Origin of the sequence: Bifidobacterium ramosum, assembly GCF_009299505.1 — a bacterium.
GTDB classification, from domain to species: domain Bacteria; phylum Actinomycetota; class Actinomycetes; order Actinomycetales; family Bifidobacteriaceae; genus Bifidobacterium; species Bifidobacterium ramosum.
The window spans coordinates 125,652-151,276 of record NZ_WBSM01000005.1 but is presented as its reverse complement, the minus strand read 5'-3'; the positions used below and the strand labels follow the sequence as shown (position 1 = coordinate 151,276).

At 63.7% G+C, this 25,625-nt stretch carries 21 protein-coding genes, 3 tRNA genes and 1 pseudogene; 16 read left to right on the top strand and 9 right to left on the bottom strand.

Features of this window, described 5'->3' with window-relative positions:
- Positions 1 to 139: 139 nt before the first annotated feature.
- A complete protein-coding gene (gene phoU, locus DSM100688_RS06020; RefSeq protein WP_152358233.1) occupies positions 140 to 820 on the bottom strand; it encodes a phosphate signaling complex protein PhoU in 681 nt (226 codons plus the stop codon).
- A 183-nt stretch (positions 821 to 1,003) separates the two neighbouring features.
- On the opposite strand from phoU, the gene DSM100688_RS06015 reads away from it, so the two are divergent.
- The gene (locus DSM100688_RS06015; RefSeq protein WP_239519389.1) at positions 1,004 to 2,374 is read left to right on the top strand and encodes a sensor histidine kinase; all 1,371 of its coding nucleotides are present in this window, start codon (positions 1,004 to 1,006) and stop codon (positions 2,372 to 2,374) included.
- A 60-nt stretch (positions 2,375 to 2,434) separates the two neighbouring features.
- Here DSM100688_RS06015 and DSM100688_RS06010 read toward each other — a convergent pair whose 3' ends face one another.
- Positions 2,435 to 2,689, bottom strand: a complete 255-nt coding sequence (locus DSM100688_RS06010) for a hypothetical protein (RefSeq protein WP_152358232.1) — start codon at positions 2,687 to 2,689, stop codon at positions 2,435 to 2,437.
- 106 nt (positions 2,690 to 2,795) lie between these two features.
- Positions 2,796 to 3,944: a phosphoserine transaminase gene (serC, locus tag DSM100688_RS06005; protein ID WP_152358231.1), complete on the bottom strand. Its 1,149-nt coding sequence runs from the start codon at positions 3,942 to 3,944 to the stop codon at positions 2,796 to 2,798.
- A 256-nt stretch (positions 3,945 to 4,200) separates the two neighbouring features.
- Here serC and DSM100688_RS06000 point away from each other — a divergent pair, with 256 nt between their 5' ends.
- The 4 genes from DSM100688_RS06000 (at position 4,201) to DSM100688_RS05985 (ending at position 9,171) form a co-directional block, all read left to right on the top strand.
- Positions 4,201 to 5,175 carry a CHAP domain-containing protein gene (locus DSM100688_RS06000; protein ID WP_152358230.1) on the top strand — a complete coding sequence of 325 codons (975 nt, stop codon included), beginning with the start codon at positions 4,201 to 4,203 and terminating at the stop codon, positions 5,173 to 5,175.
- 292 nt (positions 5,176 to 5,467) lie between these two features.
- A complete protein-coding gene (locus DSM100688_RS05995; protein WP_152358229.1) occupies positions 5,468 to 6,307 on the top strand; it encodes an NlpC/P60 family protein in 840 nt (279 codons plus the stop codon).
- A 701-nt stretch (positions 6,308 to 7,008) separates the two neighbouring features.
- Entirely contained in the window at positions 7,009 to 7,821 is an 813-nt protein-coding gene (locus tag DSM100688_RS05990; protein ID WP_152358228.1) for a C40 family peptidase, read from the top strand.
- A 312-nt stretch (positions 7,822 to 8,133) separates the two neighbouring features.
- Entirely contained in the window at positions 8,134 to 9,171 is a 1,038-nt protein-coding gene (locus DSM100688_RS05985) for a universal stress protein (RefSeq protein WP_152358227.1), read from the top strand.
- Positions 9,172 to 9,335: 164 nt separating this feature from the next.
- Here DSM100688_RS05985 and DSM100688_RS05980 read toward each other — a convergent pair whose 3' ends face one another.
- Complete coding sequence (locus tag DSM100688_RS05980) at positions 9,336 to 9,749, bottom strand: OsmC family protein (RefSeq protein WP_152358284.1); 414 nt, start codon at positions 9,747 to 9,749, stop codon at positions 9,336 to 9,338.
- A 368-nt stretch (positions 9,750 to 10,117) separates the two neighbouring features.
- Between DSM100688_RS05980 and DSM100688_RS05975 the strand changes: the two genes are divergently transcribed.
- From DSM100688_RS05975 to DSM100688_RS05940, 8 genes are all read left to right on the top strand, one after another.
- Positions 10,118 to 10,921 carry a thymidylate synthase gene (locus DSM100688_RS05975; protein WP_204316699.1) on the top strand — a complete coding sequence of 268 codons (804 nt, stop codon included), beginning with the start codon at positions 10,118 to 10,120 and terminating at the stop codon, positions 10,919 to 10,921.
- Between the two features lie 126 nt (positions 10,922 to 11,047).
- Positions 11,048 to 11,701, top strand: coding sequence for a dihydrofolate reductase (locus DSM100688_RS05970; protein ID WP_152358225.1), 654 nt, complete (start codon positions 11,048 to 11,050; stop codon positions 11,699 to 11,701).
- Positions 11,702 to 11,887: 186 nt separating this feature from the next.
- Complete coding sequence (locus DSM100688_RS05965; protein ID WP_152358224.1) at positions 11,888 to 12,403, top strand: low molecular weight protein-tyrosine-phosphatase; 516 nt, start codon at positions 11,888 to 11,890, stop codon at positions 12,401 to 12,403.
- 70 nt (positions 12,404 to 12,473) lie between these two features.
- A complete protein-coding gene (gene trmB / locus DSM100688_RS05960; RefSeq protein ID WP_152358223.1) occupies positions 12,474 to 13,334 on the top strand; it encodes a tRNA (guanosine(46)-N7)-methyltransferase TrmB in 861 nt (286 codons plus the stop codon).
- 518 nt (positions 13,335 to 13,852) lie between these two features.
- Positions 13,853 to 13,927: transfer RNA gene (locus tag DSM100688_RS05955), tRNA-Glu, on the top strand.
- Between the two features lie 471 nt (positions 13,928 to 14,398).
- Positions 14,399 to 15,307 carry a DUF4190 domain-containing protein gene (locus DSM100688_RS12065; RefSeq protein ID WP_239519388.1) on the top strand — a complete coding sequence of 303 codons (909 nt, stop codon included), beginning with the start codon at positions 14,399 to 14,401 and terminating at the stop codon, positions 15,305 to 15,307.
- A 103-nt stretch (positions 15,308 to 15,410) separates the two neighbouring features.
- Positions 15,411 to 15,484, top strand: a tRNA-Asp gene (locus DSM100688_RS05945).
- A gap of 49 nt (positions 15,485 to 15,533) precedes the next feature.
- A tRNA-Phe gene (locus DSM100688_RS05940) sits at positions 15,534 to 15,609 on the top strand.
- 299 nt (positions 15,610 to 15,908) lie between these two features.
- Here the strand turns inward: DSM100688_RS05940 and DSM100688_RS05935 are convergent.
- Positions 15,909 to 16,961, bottom strand: a complete 1,053-nt coding sequence (locus tag DSM100688_RS05935) for a Gfo/Idh/MocA family protein (protein WP_152358222.1) — start codon at positions 16,959 to 16,961, stop codon at positions 15,909 to 15,911.
- A gap of 191 nt (positions 16,962 to 17,152) precedes the next feature.
- On the opposite strand from DSM100688_RS05935, the pseudogene DSM100688_RS12360 reads away from it, so the two are divergent.
- Both DSM100688_RS12360 and DSM100688_RS05925 read left to right on the top strand, forming a co-directional pair.
- Positions 17,153 to 17,539, top strand: a pseudogene (locus DSM100688_RS12360) (very short patch repair endonuclease); the annotation flags it as partial.
- A 167-nt stretch (positions 17,540 to 17,706) separates the two neighbouring features.
- Entirely contained in the window at positions 17,707 to 18,873 is a 1,167-nt protein-coding gene (locus tag DSM100688_RS05925; RefSeq protein ID WP_163146895.1) for a pyridoxal phosphate-dependent aminotransferase, read from the top strand.
- Positions 18,874 to 19,120: 247 nt separating this feature from the next.
- On the opposite strand, the gene DSM100688_RS05920 is transcribed toward DSM100688_RS05925, so the two are convergent.
- Positions 19,121 to 20,185, bottom strand: a complete 1,065-nt coding sequence (locus DSM100688_RS05920) for a bile acid:sodium symporter family protein (RefSeq protein WP_152358219.1) — start codon at positions 20,183 to 20,185, stop codon at positions 19,121 to 19,123.
- A gap of 305 nt (positions 20,186 to 20,490) precedes the next feature.
- On the opposite strand from DSM100688_RS05920, the gene gndA reads away from it, so the two are divergent.
- Positions 20,491 to 21,939: an NADP-dependent phosphogluconate dehydrogenase gene (gene gndA / locus DSM100688_RS05915; protein WP_152358218.1), complete on the top strand. Its 1,449-nt coding sequence runs from the start codon at positions 20,491 to 20,493 to the stop codon at positions 21,937 to 21,939.
- Between the two features lie 267 nt (positions 21,940 to 22,206).
- On the opposite strand, the gene pgl is transcribed toward gndA, so the two are convergent.
- From pgl to zwf, 3 genes are all read right to left on the bottom strand, one after another.
- A complete protein-coding gene (gene pgl, locus DSM100688_RS05910) occupies positions 22,207 to 22,998 on the bottom strand; it encodes a 6-phosphogluconolactonase (protein WP_152358217.1) in 792 nt (263 codons plus the stop codon).
- Between the two features lie 74 nt (positions 22,999 to 23,072).
- Entirely contained in the window at positions 23,073 to 24,059 is a 987-nt protein-coding gene (locus tag DSM100688_RS05905) for a glucose-6-phosphate dehydrogenase assembly protein OpcA (RefSeq protein WP_152358216.1), read from the bottom strand.
- Positions 24,056 to 25,603, bottom strand: a complete 1,548-nt coding sequence (zwf, locus tag DSM100688_RS05900) for a glucose-6-phosphate dehydrogenase (protein WP_152358215.1) — start codon at positions 25,601 to 25,603, stop codon at positions 24,056 to 24,058. The genes DSM100688_RS05905 and zwf overlap by 4 nt, the downstream gene beginning before the upstream one ends.
- Positions 25,604 to 25,625 lie beyond the last annotated feature (22 nt).

The window sequence follows — 25,625 nt, the reverse complement described above, 5'->3', positions numbered from 1 at the left end:
ATCATCACTCCGTGCGCGCCGACGTCATGATTGCGCGCACAGAGTGACGATTCATACAGCCAGAACGGCAGTCAAGGCAACAAAAAGGGGAACTTCCCTAGGAAGTCCCCCTTACCGGCATGCACAGTCGGCAGTCGGATCAGTCGACGGCGCCGTCCTCGTCGAGCGTCGGCTCCTTGCTCGGATCGAAGCCGGAGACGATGAACACCACGCGGCGCGCGGCGGACACGGCGTGGTCACCGATGCGCTCCATGAAGCGGCCGAGCAGCACCACGTCGATGAGCTGCTGGTTGTTGCCGTTCCAGTTCTCCGACAGCGCCAGCTCAAAGGTCTTGTGATGCAACGCGTCGAGCTTGTCGTCGTTGCGGATGATGCGGTCGGCGATCTTCGCGTCGCGGTCGGCGAGCATCGCCACCACGTTGTCGGAAGTCTCGTCAAGGAAGGCCTGCATCTCGCAGAACAGCTCCTTGGCGTTGTCCGGCAGCGGCGACTCCGGGTAAGAGCGGCGTGCCGTTTCGGCGATGTGACGGGCGAGATCGCCCATGCGCTCGAACGTCGCGGCCAGACGCAGCGTGGAGACGACCACGCGCAGATCGGTGGCGACCGGGGTCTGCTTGGCCAGCAGCTTCACGCACTGATCGATGACGCTGGCTTCGAGGGCGTCGATTTCGGCATCGCCATCGATGACCGCCTGTGCGGCTTCGACATCGGACTTGAGCAGGGCGTCGCCGGCCTTGCGGATCGCGTTGCGCACATCCTGCGCCATGTGGTCGAGATCGTCGGCAACCGCCTTCATCTCCTCATTAAAAATAACGCGCATTGTCTACCCTTTCATGGTGTATTCTGCAACCTTTACCAGTGTATTATTCAGTGCCGGCGTTTCACAACAACGTAGCTAAAAGCCACTGTTCGTTTAGTCACTGTTCATGAAATCGTTCACCGTCTATTCATCTGCACGGCATGTCGCGGCCGTCCTGCGCCCGGATATGGAAGAATGGACGTCATGCCCCAACAGATGCAGACGATTATCGTGTTCGTGCCGTTCGTCATCATGGGGGCGGCTGTGGTCGCGTTGGTGGTGTCTGGAATATACGACCTGATCCGTCCGCTGTTTGACAACCGTTTTGTGTCAAGTGACGCGAAGAAGACGCAGGATGACGCGCATGACGGCGCGCGCGGCGACGCTTCGCATCCGATGCGTGACGTACGCCGGTCGCCGATGCGGCGGCTGGCCGACTGGTGGCGTACGCTGCGCGATCGGAACGACGATGACGACGACGAGCCGGACGAGGACCTTGACGAGACGACGTCCTCCCTGCTGGCGATGCTGCCGGATGCCACGGTGGTGGTCAACCGGCATGACGAGGTGGTGCGCGCGCATCCGTCGGCCTATACGCTGGGCATCGTCAACGACGAGACGATCGCGAACGCCGAGGTGCGCGCCGCGATCCAGCTGGTGCGCGAGTCCGGCGGCCGCCGTCGGTTCGATCTGACCACGCATACGGCCGCGCCGGAGGTGGTGGTCGACAATCCCGATGCACTGCTGGTCGGCGGTGTATCGGAGGCGACGCGCGGCTCGGTCAAGGTGCAGGGCGTGGAACGGCCGAACTGGCTGAAGGTGACGGTCGGCCGCGTCGGCGAGTTCGTCGTCGTGCTCATCGACGACGTGAGCGAGCCGATCCGGTTCGCCGGCATGCGCGACGCGTTCATTACCAACGTGTCCGAGCAGCTGCTTGAGCCGACGAAGGCGTTGGAGCAGCTGTCCGATTCTCTGGCGAACGATGCGCTGGACGCCGAGCAGGTCGCGTGGAACGCGCATCAGGTGCGCTCGTCGTGCGACCGGCTGGATCGTATGGTGTCCGATCTGCTGCTGCTGATCAAGGCGCAGGAGCCGGTCGCGCCGTCGTCGGCGAACCGGCTGTCCGTCGCCGATCTACTGCATGACGCGTGCGATGCGACGTGCGATCGTGCGTGCAAGTTCGGCGTGAGCGTCGTGACCGACTGCGATCGGCCGCTGGTCGTCAATGGTGATCGCGAACAGTTGACGGCGGCTGTGGCCAAGCTGATCGACAACGCGATCGTGTATTCCCCGGCGTCCGGTACGGTACGTGTCGCCGCGTCGCCGTCCGACGATGGCGACCATACGCTGATCCGTGTGATCGATCAGGGCGGCGGCATTCCCAAGGACGAGCAGACGCATATCTTCGAACGGTTCTACCGCGGTGCCAACCAGACCGCACGGTCACGCGAGGGCGTGGGGTTGGGTTTGGCGATCGTCAAGCATGTGGCGCTTGCCCATCACGGCAACGTGACGGTGTGGAGCCGCCCCGGCAGTGGCAGCACGTTCACGCTGGAACTGCCGCTGGCGCGGTGATCCGCCCTCCCGGCGAACGCAAACGCAAACGTTGATCCGCGGTGCATCCGCGGCGGTCCGCTATACGCCCAGCCGGCGGTAGTCCCAACGGTCGAAATGCTCCCAGATCAGCATCATCACGCCGATCACCGTGCCCGCCGCGCACACGATCAGCAGCCGCAGCACCGGGAAATCCAGAAACAGCAGGATCGCGCTGGCGATCAATGCCACGCACCATATCGACGTGCCGATCAGGAACGTTTTCCGCAGATCGACACGCACGGGCTTGGGTCCCGGGCGGCAGGCGTCCGGGTTGATGATCGGGGCGAATTTCATAGTGAGCACCTTACCGCGAGGGCGTTACCTCCGCCCGGTCGACGTTCGGACGCGACGATCGGGCGATTGCAGGCCGATGTGTGGCCGACGTGTGATCGGCATCCAGTCAGTCGGCCAGACGCTCGACAACGTAGTCGACGCACGCGGTCAGCGCGGCCACGTCGGACGGTTCGACGGACGGGAACACGCCGATGCGCAGCTGGTTGCGGCCGAGCTTGCGATATCCGGACGTATCCACGATGCCGTTGTCGCGCAGCACGGCGACCACCTGGTTCGCGCTCACCGCATCGTCGAGGTCGATGGTGACGACCGCATGCGACCGCGCGTCCGGGTCGGCGACGAACGGTCGCGCGTACTCGGAACGTTCGGCCCAGTCGTAAATGATCGACGCCGACTTGGCGCAGCGTGCGGTCGCCCAGTCCATGCCGCCGTTGTCGTTCAGCCAACGCACCTGATTCTCGAGCATGATCAGCGTCGCCACGGACGGCGTGTTCAGCGTCTGGTCCTTACGCGAGTTTTCGATCGCGGTGGTCAGCGACAGGAACGGCGGCACCCAACGGCGTGCGCCGTCGAGCGTGGCGCTGTGCTCGACGCTGGCGGCACGCTCGATCGCGGCGGGGGAGAGCACGGCGATCCACAGGCCGCCGTCCGAGCCGAACGCCTTCTGCGGCGAGAAGTAGTAGGCGTCGGTCTGGCTGACATCCACGGGCAGTGCGCCGGCCGCCGACGTGCCGTCGATCAGCGTGATCGCGTCCTGTTCGACGCTGCCGGCGACGCGACGCACGGGGGCGGCCACGCCGGTGGAGGTCTCGTTGTGCGCCCAGCAGTAGGCGTCCACGTCCTCGGTGTATTCGGGCAGTCGATAGGTGCCCGGCTCGCCGTCGTAACGCACCGGGGCCTCGAGGAACGGCGCCGAAGCCGCCGACTTGGCGAATTTCGCGCTGAACGAACCATACGTGCCGAACGCGGCGCGGCGGGCGATCAGCGAGGCGCAGGCCATGTCCCAGAACGCGCTGGCGCCGCCGTTGCCGAGTGCGATCTCATAGCCTTCGGGGGCATGAAAGAAGTCGGACAGGCCCTCGCGGATCGATGCGACCAGCTGGCGTACCGGCGCCTGGCGGTGCGAGGTGCCCAGCAGCGTCTTCGCGCCGGCGTCGAGCGCATGCACCTGTTCGATGCGGATCTTGCTTGGGCCGGAGCCGAAACGACCGTCTTCGGGCAGCATGGACGAGGGGATAACAATAGTATTGGCCATGGCCCCAGCGTAACGGCATGTTCGGATGGCGTGTGCGGCGGTGTCCGGTGTGCGGAATATCGTACCGCTTTGAGAAACACGCCGTGCGCAACCGTGTACGCCGCGCGATACTGCGCGCGATGCGTGCGCTATATAACGGTATGCGCGAACGAATGACCGTGCCACGTTGTAAGGTGCGGTTTTGTGACAATGGCGTGGTGTTCATATCATCGGTCATGGAACCAGTCACGGTTTGAAATCGGCAAGGAGTGAATGTATGAGGCATGGAGCCCACAAGGCAGCCAAGGCATCGGCGCAGCGTATCCAGCTGTCGAAGATGCTGTTCTCCTCCGGCCGAGGATCGCACACCGCGCGTAGCGTGCGCGTGGCCCAGCTCGTCAGCAACAACGGCGCCATTCTCGGCATCGACGACGCGTTGGCCGCCAAGCTCAACGAAGTCGCCCCGCAGACCCGTCGCGCCCTGCGCGAGGCCGCCCGCGCCGCGGAACGCCGCTCCACTTTTATGACTTCCGCCTCGCTGGCCGCGCTCGTGGGTGCCACCGCCAGCGCCATCGCGTTCGCCAATCCCGACGACACCGCGTCGCTGCTGGCCGACGAGGCCACCACCACGACGCAGCTCAAGCGCGTCACCTCCGTCACCGCATCCCGTTCCGACAGCCGTACGCCGCTCGATGAGATCGCCAACACCACCGTGTCGTCCGACGGCAAGAGCCAGCAGACCTCCAATGAAGGCGACTGGCAGGCATCCAGCGACAGCTCCGCGCTCGATGTGAAGAGCATGTCGCGCTCGCTTGCCAACAATTCCGTGGTCGCCGTGCTGCTGGAACGCGACGTCGACCAGCTGCCTGCCGGCTTCGACCCGAACCACGCGAGCGGCGACAGCGGCAACACCTATCCGTGGGGCCAGTGCACGTGGTACGCGTACGAGCGCCGCACCGAGCTCGGCCTGCCGGTCGGCTCGTACTTCGGCAACGGCGGCTCGTGGGCCTCGTCCGCCAGCACGATGGGCTACTGGGTGGATTCGACGCCGCGCCACGTCGGTGACCTCGTTTCGTTCCTGCCCGGCCAGATGGGCGCGGACGCGTACTATGGCCACGTCGCGGTCGTCGAGAAGATCAACAAGGACGGTTCCATCGAGATCTCCGAGTCCAACGTCAAGGGGCTCGGCGTGATCTCGACGCGCACGATCAGCGCTACGGACGCCGCCGATCTGTCGTTCATTCACTACTGATCGACTGTTTGCCGCGAGTCGCGAGTCGTGACGATCGTCGGTGATCGATGCTGACTACTGATCGTTGTGGGATGCGTCTGATCGTGATCGTGTTGCGTTGCGTGTAGCTGCGTATCGTATCCTGTACTACGTTACTACGTTCCCGATGTGGCTGATGAACGGTCGTGATCGGTGATGTTCGATTGCGTGCGATTGATCCGGCGTGTCGTTCGGCGTGTCGCACTGTATCGCAGTGTCCGACGACGTATGATGGTCGTTTTCTGATGATCGCGTCATGCTACAGTCCGGCACTATGAGCTCGAAGAGTACGATCGCGTCCATGATCACGACCGTCGCTGCGATGACAGTCGTCTGCACCTTCGCCGTGCCGTCCGCCCATGCGGACATCAACGGCACCGAGAGCACGGCCACGGCGGTCACGTCGTCGCGCTCGTTCCCGTCATTCTCCACCGCGGCGCGTCAGGATCTGACCACCGAACACACCTCCACCGACGTCGAGGATGAAGCCGAATGGGGCGACATCGACGCGTTGGACGTGCCGAAAACCAAATCACAGGCGCAGCAGGAGGCCGAACGCGCCAAGGCCAAGGCAAAAGCCGAGGAAGAGGCGCGCGCCAAGGCCGAAGCGGAAGCCGCGGCGGCGCTCGAGGCACAGTCGCAGGCCGCAAGCCGCAGCAACCAGCGCACCACGATGTCCGGTGACGATACGACTTCGTCGTCCACGTCCTCGTCGTCCTCGTCATCTGCCGGAACGAGCGGCACCGCCGCCGGAACATCATCGGCGACCGTATCCGGCTCCGCGGGCGCGGCCATCGCCAAGGCGTACTCGCTGCTCGGCCAGAGCATGGACTGCACCGCACTCGTCAGCGCGGCGCTCGCGGCCGGCGGCATCAACTTCCACGGTTATCCCGAGCAGTATGCCGCGCTCGGCACGCAGGTCTCCAGCCTTGCCGAGGCCAAGCCGGGTGATTTGCTGATCTACCGCTACACCGGCGGCTGGAACGGCGGTGCACACTGGGATCACATCGCGCTATACGTCGGCGACGGACAAGCCATCCACGGCGGCTGGAACGGCTCCACCGTCGCGCTGGCCGGCACCCTGAACCCCGACCTTATCATCCGCGTCTTCTGACGCGTTGGTCCTTCCGTTCTTCCCTCGTCCGTCTTCTTGTCTTCCTTCCTTCTCTTCTTGTCTTTCTTTCTTCTTCTTTCTTCTTCTTCCCTCTTCCGGCATCGCCCTTCTTCTGACGCCCACGTTCTTCCGGCTTCCTCCCCCCTCCGGTGTTTCCGGCTCTTCTGGAGTTCCCTCGCCCAACGGACATACAGCCGATTCGCCCATCCAAATCGGCTGTATGTCCGTTGAAGTATATGCGGGTGAAGCAGGGCGGTTCTTTGCCGGCTCTCACTTGTCATATCGTGCTCACCTCTTAACGGACATACAGCCGTTTTGCCTACCCGAATCGGCTGTATGTCCGTTAAGGGGTATGTGCGGGTGAGGTCGGGCGTGCGGGTGAGATCGGGCTGCTCCTTGCCACTGTGCTCACTCGTCATATCGTCCCCACCCCTCAACGGACATACAGCCGATTTGCCTACTCGAATCGGCTGTATGTCCGTAGGAAGAGTACGTGCTGGAGATGATGGGGCCGGTGGTGATGTCGGTATCCTCTATCTTCCCTCCTGTGCCGCTCCCATCCCTAACGGACATACAGCCGATTCCGGTGTCTGAATCGGCTGTATGTCCGTTGGGGAGAGGTGGAGAGAGCGGAAGGAAAATGTGCGCGCTGAGTAAGAAATCAGCGCCATGACCGCACCATGTATTACGGTAGTGTCTCGATGAGTGTTAAGCGTATCAGTTCAGTGATTACAGCCGTCATTGCTTCCGGCTGCATGTTGTTCGCGGTGGTGCCGTCCGCGCAGGCAGCCGACGCTGCCTCTAACGCCGTGGTCACCTCGTCCCGCTCGTTCCCCAAGGTTCAGACGGTGAAGCGTGATCTGCTCGCCGAATCCACGTCCACCTCCGTTGCCAAGGGCGACGACTGGGGTGACATCGGCAACCTTGATGTTCCGAAGACCAAGTCTCAGGCTGAGAAGGATGCCGAGGCCCAGGCGAAGGCCGAAGCGGAAGCTCAGGCGAAGGCCGAGAAGGAGGCTGCGGCCGCCGCCCAGGCTCAGGCCGAGGCTGCTGCGGCGAGCCGTTCGCAGGCCCGTGAGTCGATCGATTCGACGTCGTCCTCGTCTTCGGATGCGTCGTCTTCGACCGCCGATTCCTCGTCGTCTTCGTCCTCTGCGGCCAGTGCCGCCGCCAGCGCGCTGGCGGCGTACGCGTCGCAGTTCGTCGGTTATCCGTACGCCGCCGGCGGCAATACGCCGAGTGGCTGGGATTGCTCAGGTTTCGTGCAGTATGTGTTCGCGCACTTCGGCATCAGCCTGCCGCGTACGTCCGGCGCGCAGGCGACGGTCGGCACCGCGGTCGCCAGTCTCGCCGACGCCAAGCCGGGTGACATCCTCGCCAACGGCAGCCACGCGGCCATCTATCTCGGCGGCGGTCTGATCATCAATGCGCTGAACCCCGCCGACGGCACGCAGATCACCACGGTGAACGTCACCACGTTCGCCAGCGGATACTCCATCCGTCGCGTTCTCTGAGCATGTCGAACGCTTGACTGATAAAAGCAGCACCCTCACCCGGGGTGCTGCTTTTTGTTTGTGCGTCGATACCTCTTCGCCCTTACCTCTGCGCTCTCTCACCTTTCCTCACACCTTCCCCCTCAACGGACATACAGCCGATTCCAACGATGAAAACGGCTGTATGTCCGTTGAGGGGGAAGGGCGAGGAGGAAGTTACACGATCTATGTCACATTTTGCGCGTGGGGTAACACGCGTTTTACGCAACGGGCGGGTATTCTTGTCTGGTGAGGGCGGCGCACAGTTGCGCCGAATAACTTAAGGAGGTCGTCATGATCAACGACAAGGCCATTCTCGTCGGCGTCGATGGTTCGCACGCCAGCTACAAGGCCACATGGTGGGCCGCGAACTACGCCAAGCATGCCGGACTCACGCTGCAGATCGTCTGCGCGTACTCCCTGCCGAGCTACGCCGCGGTGTCGTTCGACGCCACATACACCGCGATGGGCGACGACAACGCCGCGCACTCCGACGCACAGGAGATCCTGTCCAAAGCCAAAGCCATCGCCGACGAACAGGGCGTGGAGGCAGCCACGCTGATCGTCACCGGCGATCCGGCGTCCGTATTCGTCGAACTGTCGCGCAACTACAACCTCATCGTCATCGGCAACCGTGGCAAGGGCGGCCTCGCCGAACGCCTGCTCGGCACCACGTCGTCGTCGCTGCCGGCGTACGCGTACTGCCCGATCGTCGTCGTACCGTACACCGACGACGACGGCAACCTCATGCACCTCAATAACACGATCACCAAGGTCGCGGTCGGCTCCGACGAATCCAAGTGGGGACTCAAGGCGCTCGAGATCGCCGCCGCGTTCGCGGATACGTGGGGCGCCGAACTCGACGTGATCTCGGCTGTGCCGAAGATTCAGGGCATCGACGGCGAGGAGGGTGTGATCGAGTCCTATCAGGAGGATCTCGACGTGCGACTCAAGCCGATCATCGAAGCGCATCCGGGACTCAAGGTCAACAAGCAGGTCGTGCCCGGTTCCGCGGTGAACGCGCTGACCAAGGCCAGTTGGAACCATGACGTTGTGGTCGTCGGCTCGCGCGGCCGCGGCGGTTTCACCGGTCTGCTGCTCGGCTCGACCAGCCAGGGACTGCTGCAGCACGCCGTGACGCCGGTGTACGTGGTGCCGCGCAAGTACGTGGAGGCTGCGGAAAGCCGTCTCGACACGGTGCCGAGCTCGCCGGCCGAAGTGCCGACCAAGTCGCTGGATGAGATCAGCGGCGTCGAGGAGATCGCCGTGCCGACCGCCGAGCCGGAGGTCGCCGCGAAGATCGATGCGAAGATCGATCCCGATCGTCAGTAAGACGGCAGACAGGTTCTAACGAAAGTGGCTCCCCTCTCCGAGGGGAGCTGTCGAACGCAGTGAGACTGAGGGGAGCAGGAGGCGATGGCCGCTTGCTCCCCTCAGTCAGCTTCGCTGACAGCTCCCCTCACAGAGGGGAGACACTTGCGTATTATGTATGCGATTTACCGGCGAACCGTCACGTTCATGCGCACGGGCGTCTCCTGCACATAGGTGTGCTTGACCGTGCAACCCTTGTCGATGTGGCGCGTCACGCGCTCCTTGAGCTTCTCGGCGTCCTCATCGGTCAGGTTCGCGTCCGTCGCGTCCACGACCACCTGCTCGTCGAAGCTGGTGAACGCGTCGCCTTCCGGATCATACTGGCCGTCAACCACGATCTTCGCGCCCTTGCCTTCGCCGAGCGTGTGCTCGATCGCGAACTGGCTGGACAGCGCGGCGCAGCCGGCCAGCGCGATCTTCACCAGATCGCCCGGCGTGAACACGCCCTTGCCCTTGCCGAACTTGATATGCGCGCCGTCGTCGCTGAACGCGTCCCACGAACCATCCTTGTTGCGCTCGACCCACAGTCGCTTGCCCATAGTGTCCTCCTTGGAGTCCATCTGTCCGCGCGCCGCGCCGATCGCGTCGCGTCCGTCACCTCCCAATCTAGCCCACTCGCGCGCGTTCCGCTGTACGCCCATATGCAAATGGTCATGACTTTGCGTCGACGGCGGGAGGCGGCGGGAGCATGTACGCATTTGGTGAATCTCACGTGTCTTTCCGTAGGAAATCACCCGCTGCATCCGTAGGAAGCACACGCTGAACGGCCCGTAAGCGTGGGTAACCTGCGGTTACCACCGGAAGTGAGGGGACGCGCTCCGCTATGCTGGAACGCATGGCTTTGACACCTGAACAGCTTGCAGACATCCGCACCCGCATCCCGGCCCGCCCGGACACCGACATCCCCATGCCGTATGAGGATCTCGTGCGCACGATCCTGACCGAAGGCACGCTCAAGTCCGACCGTACCGGCACCGGCACGATCTCCCTGTTCGGCCGGCAGATCCGTTTCGACCTGTCCGATGGCACCTTCCCGCTGCTCACCACCAAAACCGTGTTCTTCAAAGGGCTCGCGTACGAGCTGCTGTGGTTCCTCAAGGGCTCCAGCAACGTGCGCTGGCTGCAGGAGCATAACGTGCACATCTGGGACGAGTGGGCCGACGAGAACGGCGATCTCGGCCCGGTCTACGGCGTCCAGTGGCGCAGCTGGCCCGCGCCCACGCCCGAGGATCCGAACCGCACCATCGACCAGATCAGCAACGTGCTCGATCTCATCAAGCATCATCCCGACTCGCGTCGCATGATCGTCACCGCTTGGAATCCGGCCGAGGTCGACCAGATGGCGCTGCCGCCGTGCCACGCGCTGTTCCAGTTCTATGTGGCTGACGGCAAGCTCAGCTGCCAGCTGTACCAGCGTTCGTGCGACATGTTCCTCGGCGTGCCGTTCAACATCGCCTCGTACTCGCTGCTCACACTCATGATGGCGCAGCAGGCCGGTCTGCAGCCGGGTGAATTTGTGTGGACGGGCGGCGACTGCCATGTCTACGACAACCACATCGACCAGGTGCTCGAACAGCTCGGCCGCGAGCCGTATCCGTACCCGCAGATCAGGATTCGCAAGGCCGACTCACTGTTCGACTACGACTACAGTGACTTCGAGATCGTCGGATACCAGCATCATCCGACGATCAAGGCACCGGTCGCGGTGTGACGTCAGTCGGGACCGGCTGACGTCACGCGATCACGTCGTACAACCAACGTAGTACGGTCGTCGTCGCCGTCGCGTCGCGGTGTGACCGTACACTTGTCCCCAGTCCTAACCCAAGGAGTGAGTGAAATGGAGCATGACAGTAGCCGCAGTGGCTATCACGAACTCGAGCCCGGAATCGCCGGGCTTGAGAGCGAGGAGGATTGGGGTGACGATTTCCCCAAGACCTTCTCGGTGAATCTGATCTGGGCCGAGGCGCGCGACAAGGAAGGTCGTGAGGGCGCCATCGGCTTCCAAGGCGGCATGCCGTGGCATCTGGCCGAGGATATGAAGCATTTCAAGGAGCTGACCGTCTCGCATCCGGTGATCATGGGTCGCAAGACCTGGGAGTCGCTGGATCCGAAGTACCGTCCGCTGCCGAACCGCGACAACATCGTCGTCTCGCACGATCCGCAGTATCGTGCGCTCGGCGCTACGGTCGCGGAGAGCCTTGACGATGCGCTCGACTATGCGCGTCAAGAGGCGATTCCCGACGATGGCATGGATCGCAGCGAAATCTGGGTGATCGGCGGCGCGCAGCTGTTCCGTGAGGCGTTGCCGCTCGCGTCGAAGGCGTACGTTACGCTGCTCAAGACGCAGGTCGACGCCGACACGTACGCGCCGGACATTCGCGATCTGGTCGACGCCGGGCTGTGGACCATCACCGACGAAAGCCACTGGCTCAAGCCGGCCAAGTCCGAGGGCATCAAGGCATACCGTTTCGTCACCTTCGAAAAGCGCTGATCACCTGCGCCGGCGTCGGCCGCGAGACCATTGGCGTCGGCCGCGAGACCGCGAGTCTGCGAGACCACCTGCGAGACCGTGAGCCCGCGTGGCCGACGCGACGGTACGCGTCGCGACCCGTCGCAACCGTAACTCATCCATACCTTCGCATCGCACATCCGTACCACCGCAACGAAAGCAGAACCGATGACCGCAGACCACCTGTACACCGTCATGACCGTATGCACCGGCAACATCTGCCGCTCTCCGATGGCCGAGATCATCCTGCGCGCCGAATTCGAGTCGCGCGGCCTCGCCGACCGCGTGCGCGTCATGTCCAGCGGCGTGTCCGACGAGGAATACGGCAACCCGATCGACCGCCGCGCCGTGCGGGTGCTGCGCGCGGACGGCTACGAGATCCCCGCGCACCATTTCGCGCACCGCATCACGCGCGAGGAGATCAACGAAAGCGATCTGTTCCTGCCGATGACCGCGTCGCATATGCGCGCGCTGCTGCGTCAGCTGCCAGCCGAGAAGCGTCCGGAAGTGCACATGTACCGCAGTTTCGACCCGAATCTGCCGACGCCGTCGGCCGGTCACGAGGACGAGATCGACCTCGTCGACCCGTGGTACGGCGGCCCGCATGAGTTCCAGGTTGCGATCGACCAGATCAAGGAGGTCGCGCCGTACATCGTCGACTGGGTGGAGGCCCGGCTCGGCTGACGCGCGTCCGACTGTTGTTGTGTGCCGCCGCTCGCTGTCGCGTTCCGCGTGTTCCGCTATCGTATGACGTATGTCTGAAGTCACGAATCAACCATCCGCCGCCCCCGCAGCCGCGTCGTCCGTCGAGGTCAACGCCGATCGTCCGCCGCTGTACGGTCGCAAGGTGCTCTCGTTCGTCCGTCGATCCGCGCGTCTTGACGATCGGCTGCAACGTGCGTGGGACACGTACGCCGACCGGTATCTGCTGGACATCACCGCGGGCGAGGGATCGCTGGACGTGCGCGACGACTTCCGTTTCGATGCGGGATTCGTGCGCGACACGTGGGGCAATGATCACCCGTTGATCATCGAGATCGGCAGTGGACAGGGCGAGAACGTCGTCGCGGCCGCCGCGGCGCGCCCCGACGTGAACTTCCTCGCGCTCGAGGTCTACGATCCGGGCGTGGCGCATACATTGCTGCTCGCCGGCAAGCAGGGGCTTGCGAACCTTCGCATCGCGCAGGTGAACGCCCCCGAGCTGTTCAAGGCGTGCGATCCGGGCGTTGCAGCCGAGGTGTGGACGTTCTTTCCGGATCCGTGGCCGAAGATGAAGCATCACAAGCGGCGCATCGTGCAGCTGGAACTGGCATGTGACGTGCGGCGCGCGTTGGCTGATGGGGGCGTGTGGCGCATCGCCACCGACATCGAGGACTACGCGCTGCACGTGCACGAGGTGATGGACGACGCTGACGGGTTTGCGAACGTTGGCACACTGACCGTGAGCTTGCCGACCGCACACGTCGGCAAGGGCAACGCCGAGACTGCCGTCGACCTGCCGCACGCCGATTTCACGGAGTCCACGCGGTTCGACGGTCGCGTGCTCACCAATTTCGAGAAAAAGGGACTGGCGGCAGGTCGTGTGATCCACGACTTCACTTACCGCGCCGTGTGACGGCGTGGCTTGCGGCGGCGTTGCTGCGGTCGGCTGGGCGTCGGATGCGTAGGCCGGGGACGCGTGCAGGACGGATGCGTGGGCGCGGGATGTGATGTGCTGGTCATGGCGTTGCTTTCGTGATGATGTGTGGTTGGGATGTGATGGGATGTTGTTGTGATGCTTCGTGACGGTGTTTCGTTGTGGCGGAGCGTTGCGATGGTGTGGCTGCTATGTGCCGTCGTCGGTCCGTGCGGTCTTCCCCTCAACGGACATACAGCCGATTGCGTGTTCTTATCGGCTGTATGTCCGTTGAGGGGAAGACGAGTGGATGACGAAACGGTATGTGACGGAGCGTGGGGAGACGTCATGGCGATGGCTGATGCGTCGGGCGCGAGTGGAGACCGGGCGGCGCGATTACGGGCGGATGCGCGAGATGATGGCGCGTGCATATCGGTGATGTGGTTTCCTTGGACCGCAAGGCGACACGCCGATGTTGCGCGATGGGGCTAACTCGCGTATATTCTATCGAGTTGTTCGCCCCCATCGTCTAACGGTTAGGACACCAGACTTTCAATCTGACAACGAGAGTTCGACTCTCTCTGGGGGTACCACGTCAAGGGCCTTGAAATTCCGCGGAATTTCAAGGCCCTTCGCATTCCGACACGTGTGCGCGATGCCGTTTGGTACGGTTTTGGTACTGTTTTTGGACGGTTTCTGCTGCCGCATGATCCCTGCCTGCGTCACGTCCATCCCCGCAACGGACATACAGCCGATATGTACCCTGAAATCGGCTGTATGTCCGTTGGAGGAGGAGCGGGTGTACGGGGGAGAGGAATGTGGTCGGAGTGGTTGGTGTCTACGGAGTAGCTGGTATCTAGTTGGGAATCTTCCAATGTCCCCAGGTCTTTTTATCTCCTCACCTCTTTAGAACGGACATACAGCCGATTTTGGTACCGTAATCGGCTGTATGTCCGTTGAGGGAGACGGCCGGATGTGGTCTGCCACGCGCGCCGTGCGATGCGGATCACTCTGTCGGAGAACATCGCGCACGTACGTTACGTGACCGTGACTACACTGAACGTATGAGTGATAACAACGCAATGCCGCAGACCCCATTCGACAACAATCCCACCTCATCGCCGTCACAGTCCTTCACGGAACCGCAGTCCTCGTCCGCATCGCAGACATCGCAAGCCTCGCAGGCGTCGCAATCGCCGGTGTTGCAGCCGCAGAACGCATCGCAGCCGCCGCTCGATCCGTCCGCGTCCGCCACGCCGCACTACGATGCCGCCGCATACGCACAGCAGCCGACGGCGTCGGACCAGTCGTCATCCAACCCGTTCCCGTACGCACAGCAACCGTCCCAATCGCCGTATACGTCGCCGCAGTACTACACGCAGACGCCATACCAGGCCGGCGACTCCGCACAGTCAGGCCAGTTCGGTCAGCCCGCACAGTCCGCCCAATACTCCCAGACCGGCACTCAGCCGCCCATGCCGGGCCAGCCGTATCCGCAGGGCCCGTACTACCCGTATGGCGCGTATCCGATGCCGGCGAACGAACGCTGGAACGTGATGTGCATCGTCGGATTCGTGCTGTCGTTCGTCTTCGCGCCGGTCGGCTTGGTGCTGTCGATCGTGGCGCTGATCCAGATCAACAAGTCCGGCGAGAAAAGTAAGGGTATGTCGATCGCGGGCATCATCATCGGCGCAGTCAACACGCTGATGCTGCTGGTCGCCATCGTCGCGCTGGTGGCGTTCATGGGCGCCGCGGCCGGTTACATGGAACGCAACGGTGCGTATTTCGGCGACGACAGTACGCCGGCGGACTGTGCGTTCGAGGTGAACGGTCAGTGCTACGGTTTCGATGATCTCGACGATTACGCGGAGGATTATTACCGGCTGAACGGCGAGTTGCCGGGCGATCTTTCCGGTTGGCTCGATGCGGCTGACGGGAACGTCGATTACAGTACGGTGATCGACGTGCGATGATGTCTTGGAAACGCTTGATTTTCAGCGCGACACGCCGGAGTTTGCATAACGGCGAGATGTAGGTAGTATATCTACTCGTTGCTTGAAAACAACAAGACAACACGGCCCCGTAGCTCAGTTGGTTAGAGCGCCGCCCTGTCACGGCGGAGGTCACCGGTTCAAGTCCGGCCGGGGTCGCTGGAATGGTAGAATGACCCGGTTCGCCGGGTTTTTTCAACTGTTCTCTGGCTCTGTAGCTCAGTTGGTAGAGCGAACGACTGAAAATCGTTAGGTCAGCGGATCGATGCCGCTCGGAGCCACCACAACCCCGCAGATCGTTCGGTCTGCGGGGTTTCTTGTATTTGCTTCCTTCCTCGGGAACGGACAACTTCCTCGGCAACGGACATGCAGCCGATTCGGACGACGAAAACGGCTGGTTGTCCGTCGAGGGGAGAAGAGTCTTGATGCTGCTCGGCTGTGTCCCTAGACGGTATACGCTTCACGGCAACGGACATACAGCCGTTTTTCATGTCCGAATCGGCTGTATGCCCGTTAATAAAAGGAAGTACGATACTCGCGGCGCTGCCGAGGGGCGTCACTCACGTCGAGGGCGCGTCGCTATTCACTCGAACGGGTACCGCAGTCCCCAGCGATCACGCACCGCGTCCATCAACTCCATGATGCGCAACGTATCAGCGTGCGGCATCTCCGCGCATTCACGACGCCCGTCCAGAATCGCGTTCGCCGCCGCGGCCACCTGATACTCGTACCCGGTCAACTGTGCCGGCACGTCGTGATGCTCCACCAACGCATGGTCCAGACCGTACACATCGACCGACTCCACGTTATTGATGTTCCGGCACACGACGTACCCATCGGTACCCCAGACATACCCGCCGCGATCTGACGCGCACAGCATCGACGACGCGGCCGACGCGACCACGCCGTTCGCATACACCAGCGTCATCGTGTTCTGCGCATCCACGCCGGTCGCATACGGCACCATCGTCGTGTCGATCCGCTCCACCGGCACCTCGCCGTGCCCGCCCATCACCATATCGATGAAATTCAGCGGATACACGCCGACATCCAACAGCGCGCCGCCCGCCAACGCCGGATCGGTCATACGCACCTTGTCGGACACCGGATAGCACAGATTTGCCGCAATCGCCTTGACCTCGCCGATCGCGCCGGACGCCAGCACCTCGTCGATGATCGCACGCGACGGCATGTACCGCGTCCAGATCGCCTCCGTGCACAGCAGCCCGCTCTCCTCGGCCACGTCCAGCAGCGCCCGCGCCTGCGCGGCGTTCGCCGTGAACGACTTCTCGACCAGAATGTTCTTGCCCGCGCGCAGACACGCGATGCCCTGCTCCGCGTGCAGACTGTGCGGCGTCGCGATGTACACCAGATCCACGTCCGGATCGGCCAGCAGCTCGTCGTACGAACCGTACGACACCGGGAATCCGTACTGCGCCGCGAACGCCGCCGCGCGCTCGCCGTCACGTGCGGCGACCGCGTACGGTGCGATCAGATCGGCGTACCGCGGGTCCGTGGCCATCTTCACCAGCGTCTCGGCCATGTGATGCGCGATGCGTCCCGCGCCGAGAATCGCGACGTTCACTCGCAGTCCCTGCGCCTCGGCCTCGGCTCGGCGTCCGTTCAGTCGGCTCATCGTTCCTCCTTGAATCGTGTCGATATATGACGACACCATTCTAGAGTCCGCGCGGGCGATAATGGAATCTTGTGAGCAGCCAATCCAGACAATCCACCCGACGTACCGCCAAGTCCACCCGACGTACCGCCAAGTCCGTCCGGTCCGTCACCCCGCCGGAAAAGTACGCACGCGGCACGCGCAGCTACACCATGTCGCACATCCGCGGCAAAGATACGGCGATCGAAGTGCTCGTGCGCAGCTATCTGTTCCGGCACGGGCTGCGCTTCCGCAAAAACGATCGCCGCTATCCCGGTCACCCGGACGTGGTGCTGCCGAAATACCGTACGATCGTGTTCGTCAACGGCTGCTTCTGGCATATGCACGAGGGTTGCGCGAAACATACCATGCCGAAGTCCAACGTCGAGTTCTGGAGTGCGAAGCTGCTGCGTAACCATGATCGCGACGTGCGGCAACACGCCGAGTTGCGGGCGGCCGGATGGAAGGTGATCGTGGTGTGGGAATGCGAGTTGACGAAGGCGACGCGTGAGGCGCGGTTGGAGCGGCTGATCGACGAGATCACGGGGACCGTGGCGGACGATGACGCGACGGATGAACCGGGGAAGGGGACTGAACCCACGGCCGATGCCGTGACGGCCGAACCCACAGCCGATCCGGCGGACAATCCCATGATGAGCTCCGCCTCCACGCCTACAATCGTGAGCAACCAAGGTAAGGATGCACAATGAACAATCAATCACCGGTGATGTCGCGCCGCGCACGCGAGGCGCAGCCGTTCCGCGCCATGGTGTTCGGCGAGCGTGCCGACACGATGATCGCCAATGGCGTCGATGTGGTCAAACTGAGTCTGGGTGAGCCTGATTTCGGCGCGCCGCCGGCCGTGCGCGAGGCGATGCGCGAGCAGTACGACGGCCGCCCGCTGCCGTACACCGCCGCGCTCGGACTGCCGGAATTGCGGCGTGCGGTCGCGGATTTCTACCGCACCAAGCATGGCGTCGACATCGACCCCCGCCGCATCGTGATCACGTCAGGCGGCTCGGCGGCGCTATTGTTGGCCACCGCGCTGACCGTCGATCCGGGCGACGAGGTGATCATCGCCGATCCGTCGTACCCATGCAACCGCGAGCTGGTGCGTTCGTTCGAAGGCACGGTCGTGGACGTGCCGACCAGCGCCGCGACCCGGTTCCACCTGACCCCCGAATTGGTCGACGCCGCGTGGAGCGCGCGCACCAAGGCCGTGATGATCACGTCGCCGTCGAACCCGACCGGCACGACTATCGAGTTCGACACGTTCAAGGCCGTGTGTGATCTGACGCGGGAACGCGGCGCGTGGCGCATCGTCGATGAAACGTACCTTGACCTGGCCGATCGCGAACCGGACGGCAGCGAAGTGCGGTCGGTGCTGCTCGCCGACCCGGATGCGATCGTATGCAACAGCTTCTCGAAGTTCTTCGGCATGACCGGCTGGCGACTCGGCTGGGCCGTCGTGCCCGAGAACACCATCGAGGCGGTGGACGACCTCGCCACGAACTTCTATCTGTGCGCGCACACGCCCACCCAGCATGCGGCCGTGGCGTGCTTCACGCCCGAAAGCCTTGCGGTATGCGAGGAGCGGCGGCAGGAGCTGCTGGCGCGCCGGCGCATCGTGGTCGACGGGCTGCGCGCGATCGGGCTGCCGCTTGAGGTGGAGCCGAACGGCGCGTTCTACGCGTACTTCAACATCACTTCGACTGGTCTGGACGCGTGGACATTCTGCGAACGTGCGCTGAACGAAGCGCACGTGGCGCTCACCCCGGGGCGTGACTTCGGACCGGCGACGGCCGATACGCACGTGCGCCTGTCGTACGCCGCCTCGCGCGAGGCGCTCGCCGAGGGTCTGCGTCGGCTGGGCGAGTTCGTCAAGACGCTGTAGCGGATCGCGCGGCGGCCGTAACTCAACATTATGTCGCGTCTGTCATTGAGTTACGGTCGTTGTCGTTACCGTAAACGGCCGTAACTCAACACTATCGAACGGTTACTGTTGAGTTACGGCCGTCTTTGGGTATAGGAAAGACCGTAACTCAACAGGAGAACGTAGATCGTGTTGAGTTACGGCCTTATGTGCACTACGGCGGCGATGGGATCGGATCAGATCAGCCGATCAGAGACGGCCAATCAGATCACTTAGCCGCGGTGGCCTTCTTGTCGGCGTCGAACGCGTGCTCGCTGGTCGCATCGGCGTCCTTCGCGGAACCCTTCTCGCCGTTGTCGGAATCCCAGTGGATCTCATGACGGTCATCGTGGTTGCGCCACCAGCTCGACAGGATGGAGCCGGAGATGTTGTGCCACACGGAGAAGAACGTGGACGGCACGGCCGCGATCGGGTTGGAGGCGAACGAGGTCAGCGCCAGCGTCGCGCCCAGCGCGGAGTCCTGCATGCCCACCTCGAAGGTGATAGCCTTCTGCTGTGCGTAACGGAAGCCCTTCGGGTAGATCTTGTACATAAGCTTGGAGAAGCCGAAACCCAGCGCGTAACCGGAGAGGTTGTGCAGGATGACGACCGGGATGGCCATGAGCGAGGATGCGACGAACAGCTTCGGGCCGTTGGCCGCGACGACCACGCCGATGATGAGCAGGATGGCGACCTGCGAGACGATCGGCAGGGCTACGGTGACGGTTTCGATCTTCTTGCCGAAGATCATGTGGCAGATCACGCCGAGCGCGATCGGGAAGAGCACGACCTTGACGGCGTTGAGGAACAGGGACTCGACCGGCACGGCCACATACTGGGAAGCCAGCCACTGCATGAGCAGCGGGATCATGAACGGCGCGCACAGGGTCGACAGGATGCCGATCGACACGTCGAGCGCCACGTCGCCGCGCGACAGGTAGCTCATCACGTTGGACGAGGTGCCGGACGGGCAGCAGCCGACGAGGATCACGCCGACGGCCAGCGGGCCATCGAGGCGGAAGATCCAGCACAGCAGCACGGCGATAAGCGGCATGATCACGAAGTGCGCGATGGTGCCGACGACCACCATGAGCGGCTGGGTGAGGATGCGCTTGAAGTCGTCCAGCGTCAGCGTCAGGCCCATGCCGAACAGCACGATGCCGAGCAGGTAGCCGGTGTACGCCTTGCCCCACAGCGAGGTCTGCGGCACGAAGTAGTTGAACACGGCCCAGACGATCACGATCGCCGTGAACCACTTGGTCAGCCAATCGGCGAATTTCTTCACGTTTTCCATCGAAATTCTCTCTCTTATTACTACATGTACGTGAATGAATGCGTTCCGTTTTGCGGATGTACCTCGCCATCGTAAGAGTCTGCGTGTGATTGTTCTTGTGTGTCTCACGTTGTGAACGTTGTGTTAAGGATCGTGTTACGGGATGATGTCGCGGATGACGTTACGGATGACGTGCGGGAATGTCGCGGATGAGATGGTCGGGAGCTGATTTGTTGCCGACTTTTGCCGTGGGCATGGCCGATTGTGGCGGCCGGGTTATAAACTGATATGCGGAATATGTATGCCAAATATTCGAAAGGATAACCATGTCCGCTGAAGCAAACGTCGGCGTTGTCGGTCTTGCTGCGATGGGCGCCAGCCTCGCCCGCAACCTCGCGCGCCACGGCAACAAGGTGGCCGTGTTCAACCGCCACTACTCGCGCACCGAGAAGCTCATCGCCGAGCACGGTGACGAGGGCCAGTTCTTCCCGGCCAAGACGATGGCCGAGTTCGTGGACTCGCTGAAGAAGCCGCGCACCGCGATCATCATGGTCAAGGCCGGTCAGCCGACCGACGACATGATCAATCAGCTCGCCGATCTCATGGAGCCGGGCGACATCATCGTGGACGCGGGCAACGCCCACTTCCCGGACACGATCCGCCGCGAGAAGGCCATCTCCGCCCGCGGCATGCACTTCGTCGGCTGCGGCGTCTCCGGCGGCGAGGAAGGCGCGCTGCTCGGACCGTCCATGATGCCCGGCGGTTCCGAGGAGTCCTGGCAGACCCTCAAGCCGATCTTCGAGTCGATCGCGGCCAAGGCCGAGGGAGAGCCGTGCGTTACGCACATCGGCGAGAACGGCGCCGGCCACTTCGTCAAGATGGTGCATAACGGCATCGAGTACTCCGACATGCAGCTCATCTCCGAAAGCTACGATCTGATGCGTCGCGCGCTGGGCATGACTCCGGCCGAGATCGGCGACGTGTTCGAGGAATGGAACAAGACCGAGCTGAACTCGTACCTGATCGAGATCACCGCGGATGTGCTGCATCAGGTCGACAAGAAGACCGGCAAGCCGCTCGTCGACGTGATCGTTGACCACGCCGGCATGAAGGGCACCGGCACGTGGACCGTGCAGTCCGCGCTTGATCTGGCCGTGCCGGTGACCGGCATCGCCGAGGCCGTGTTCGCCCGTGGCCTGTCCGGCCAGACCGAGCTGCGCGCCGAGGCCCAGAAGCAGGCGTTCGAAGGCCCGCACGGCGTGGTGCCGATGGATTCCGCCGAGAAGGCCGCGTTCATCAACGACATCCGCGAGGCGCTGTATGCGTCCAAGATCGTCGCGTACGCGCAGGGCTTCAACGAGATTACCGAAGCCGCGAAGGTGTACGACTGGAAGATCGATCTGGCCGCGGTGGCACGCATCTGGCGCGGCGGCTGCATCATCCGTGCGAAGTTCCTCAACCGCATCTCCGACGCGTTCGAGTCCGGCGAGGCCAACGTCTCCCTGCTGTTCGCGCCGTACTTCAAGGATGCGATCGAGACCGCGCAGACCTCGTGGCGTCGCGTCGTGACCCGCGCGATCTCCTTCGGCGTGCCGGTCCCGGTGTTCGCCTCCTCGCTCGAGTACTTCGACGGTCTGCGCTCGAAGCGTCTGCCCGCCGCCCTGATCCAGGGCCAGCGCGACTACTTCGGCGCCCACACCTACCAGCGCGTCGACATGCCGGGTGCGTTCCACACTCTTTGGGCCGAAGACGGTCGTCCGGAGATCGAAGCGTAGCGGAGATCGTAGGACGAGAGCGCAGCCCGGTGGACTGCGCGCAGCCTTCGGCTGAGCGGCGACAGCCGCGAGGCGGCATTGAGTCTCGCCGTAGGCGAGTCCGTAATTGCAGGGCCGGAGGCACCAAGGATCGTGAAGAGATCGAAGCCTGATCGCTCCTGAGCCGTACTAATACGAGTGGCGGTTTTCTCTCGCTGAGCATGCGCTCAGCGAGAGAAAACCGCCACTCGTCGTCCCAGCGTTAGTGTTATGCGTGTATGCCGTCCGTCAGAGCTTGCTCGCCGCGCCCTTGTCGATGAGCCACAGCAGCTCCTGCCCGTCGGCGAAGGAGCTGGGGGCCTGAGGGTTGCGCGGGCGGGCGAACGCCGCCGCCACGGCCGGGGCTTTGCGCTCCTCGGAGGTGAACACCCATGTGTGGCGCGACCGGGCGATCATCGGCACGGTGAGCGTCAATCGCAGCGGCGGCGGCTTGGGCGAGTCGCGCACGCCGGCGACCAACACATGCGGGTCATCGATGAGCACCTGCGGCAGTCCGGGGAACAGCGATGCGAAATGCGCGTCCGGTCCCATGCCGAACATCGCGATGTCCAGCGCCGGCTCCGGGCCGAGTTCCGCGACCAGTTCGGCCTGATATTCGGCCGCTGCCGCCGCAAGCACGGCATCGGTCTGTTCGGGTGACGCGGCCGCGATTTCCTCGTCCGAACGTGTGTCGGCGGGCATCGGGTGGATGTTCGACTCCGGCAGCAGTCCGGCGCCGGTCATCGCGTCGAGGAACTCGCCGCGGGCCTGTTTGACGTTGCGGTCGTCGCTGTCGGCGGCGACGAACCGTTCGTCGCCCCACCAGATATGCACGCGCGACCAGTCGACCGCTTCGGTGAGCGGGCTGGCCAACAGTTCGTGGAAGACGCGGTTGCCGTCGGTACCGCCGGTCACGGCGATGTCGACGCGCGTGCGGCCCGGCTCGGCCAGCAGATCACCGATCGTCAGCAGCGTACGCGCGGCCACTGCCTGCGCGAGGATGGTTGGATCGCGATAAATGATGGTTGTACGGGTGGTCATGTGATTGATTGCTCCCCTCAGTCGGCTTCGCCGACAGCTCCCCTCCCTGAGGGGAGCCAATATGGTCGAAATGATCAGTCGGTGGGATGGATGAGGTCCCAGCCTTCGGTGATGACCTCGGCGTAGACCTCGTCGGGATTAAGCCGGCGCAGCTCCTCGCTCAGGCATTCCTCGAGTGTACGCGCGGGCACGCTGATCGTCTGCGGCGAGGCGCCCGGCATGCTGATCACGGCCACGCCGCCATCCGCATCCGGCCGCTCCAAACTGAGCACGCCGTCCGAGCGGGTCAGATACACGCCGGTCACGGCGGTCGCACCCGGCACATCCTCCACCGTAACCGGCACGTTGAGCCGCAGACGCAGCCACGCGGCCAGCATGTCCATCGGCAGGAAGCCCTTCGGTCCGGTCACGCGCACGGTGCTGATCGGCAGGTGCGGCGGCTGGTCGAGCATCGTCGCCAGCATCGCACGCCACACGGTCAGTCGCGTCCACGACAGGTCCACGTTCTTCGACGACTGGTTGCGGCGCAGGTCGGCGATTGTGCGGTACGGGTTCGACGAGCGCATCGCGTCGGTGATGCGCGTGCGGGCCATCGCGCCGAGCAGGTCCTTCGACGGATTCGCCGGCGCCTCGGTCGGCCACCACGCCACCACGGGCGCGTCCGGCACGAGCAGTGGAATCACGAGCGTGTCCTGATGGTGCACGAGCCCGCCGCGCGGATGCAGCACGATGATCTCGCCCGCGCCGGCGTCCGCGCCGAAGCGCACCTGCGCGTCGAGGTTCGACTCCTCGTCCTGCGCGTCCGCATCGTTCTCGGCCACCGCGGCCTTCTGACCGCCGGCCGCGGCCGCCCCGCGCTTCGGGCTGATCGCGATCACGCGGCACGGATGCTCGCGGCTCGCCGCATTCGCCAGTTCCAGCGCATGCTCCAGCTCATCCTCGTTGGTCGAAATGAGCAGCGTGAGCACGCGGCCGGTCGCGGACTCGCCGCGTTCCTCGTGCAGTTCGTCGATCTTGCGCGAGATCTCACGGGTCCGCGTGTTCGGCATATCGATAATCATGGCATCCTCCAATGGCGTCCATCGCGGGCGAGCATCTCATCGGCTTCTTCCGGTCCCCATGTGCCGGCGCGGTACGGCTGCGGCTGGCCGAGCGTCGACCAGAAGTCCTCGATCGGGTCGAGGATCTCCCAGCTCAGATCGACCTCCTTGGTCGTCGGGAACAGCGGCGGATCGCCGAGCAGCACGTCCAGAATCAACCGTTCGTACGCTTCCGGCGACGATTCGGTGAACGAACGGCCGTAACTGAAGTCCATCGACACGTCGCGCACCTCCATCGACGTGCCGCCCGGCACCTTCGCGCCGAACCGCATCGTCACGCCCTCATCGGGTTGCACACGGATCACGATCGCGTTCTTGCCGAGCTCGCGCGTCGCCGTCGACTCGAACGGCAGGTGCGGCGCACGTTTGAACACGACCGCGATTTCGGTGACGCGCTTGCCGAGTCGCTTGCCGGTGCGCAGGTAGAACGGCACACCAGCCCAGCGGCGCGTGTCGAGATCGAGACGGATCGCCGCGTACGTTTCGGTTGTGGACGACGGGTCGATGCCCTTCTCCTCGAGGTAGCCGACGACCTCGTGCGAACCCTGCCAGCCGGCCGCATACTGTCCGCGGGCGGTGTGCGCGGCCAGATCGCGCGGCAGACGGACCGCGGACAGGATCTTCGTCTTCTCGGCGATCAGATCGGACGCGGCGAACGAGACCGGCTCCTCCATGGCCGTCAGCGCAAGCAGCTGCAGCAGATGGTTCTGGATGATGTCGCGCGCCGCGCCGATGCCGTCGTAGTATCCGGCACGACCGGCGACGCCGATGTCCTCGGCCATCGTGATCTGCACATGGTCGACGTAGTTCGCGTTCCAGATCGGCTCGTACATCGCGTTCGCGAAACGCAGCGCGAGGATGTTCTGCACGGTCTCCTTGCCGAGGTAGTGGTCGATGCGGAACACGCTCGACGGGTCGAACACCTCGGAGACGACGTGGTCGAGGGCCTTCGCGCTCGCCAGATCATGGCCGAACGGCTTCTCGATGATCACGCGACGCCACGCGCCCTCGGAAGAGCGCGACAGGCCGCAGTCGGCGAGCTGGCGCGCCACGATCGGGAAGTCGCGCGGCGGCACGGACATGTAGAACGCGTGGTTGCCGCGCGTGCCGCGGTCGCGGTCGAGTTCGGCCACCGTGTTCGACAGTCGCTCGAACGCCTTCTTGTCCTCGAACGTGCCCTGCACGAAGCGGATGCCGGCCGCCAGCTGGGTCCACGTGGACTCCTTGAACGGGGTGCGGCAGTGCGCGATCACGTTCTCGCGCACGAAATCCTTGAAATGGTCCTCGGTCCAGTCGCGCCGGGCGAAGCCGGTCAGGCCGAAGCTCGGCGGCAGGAGGCCGCGGTTGGCCAGGTCGTAGATGGCGGGCAGCAGTTTCTTGCGTGACAGGTCGCCGGTCACGCCGAAGATCACGATGCTGCATGGGCCGGCGATGCGTGGCAGACGCAGATCGCGCGGGTCGCGCAGCGGGTTGACCCACTCGGCTGAGGTTATTGAATCGTTCATACGACCTATCCTAGTGGGCTGG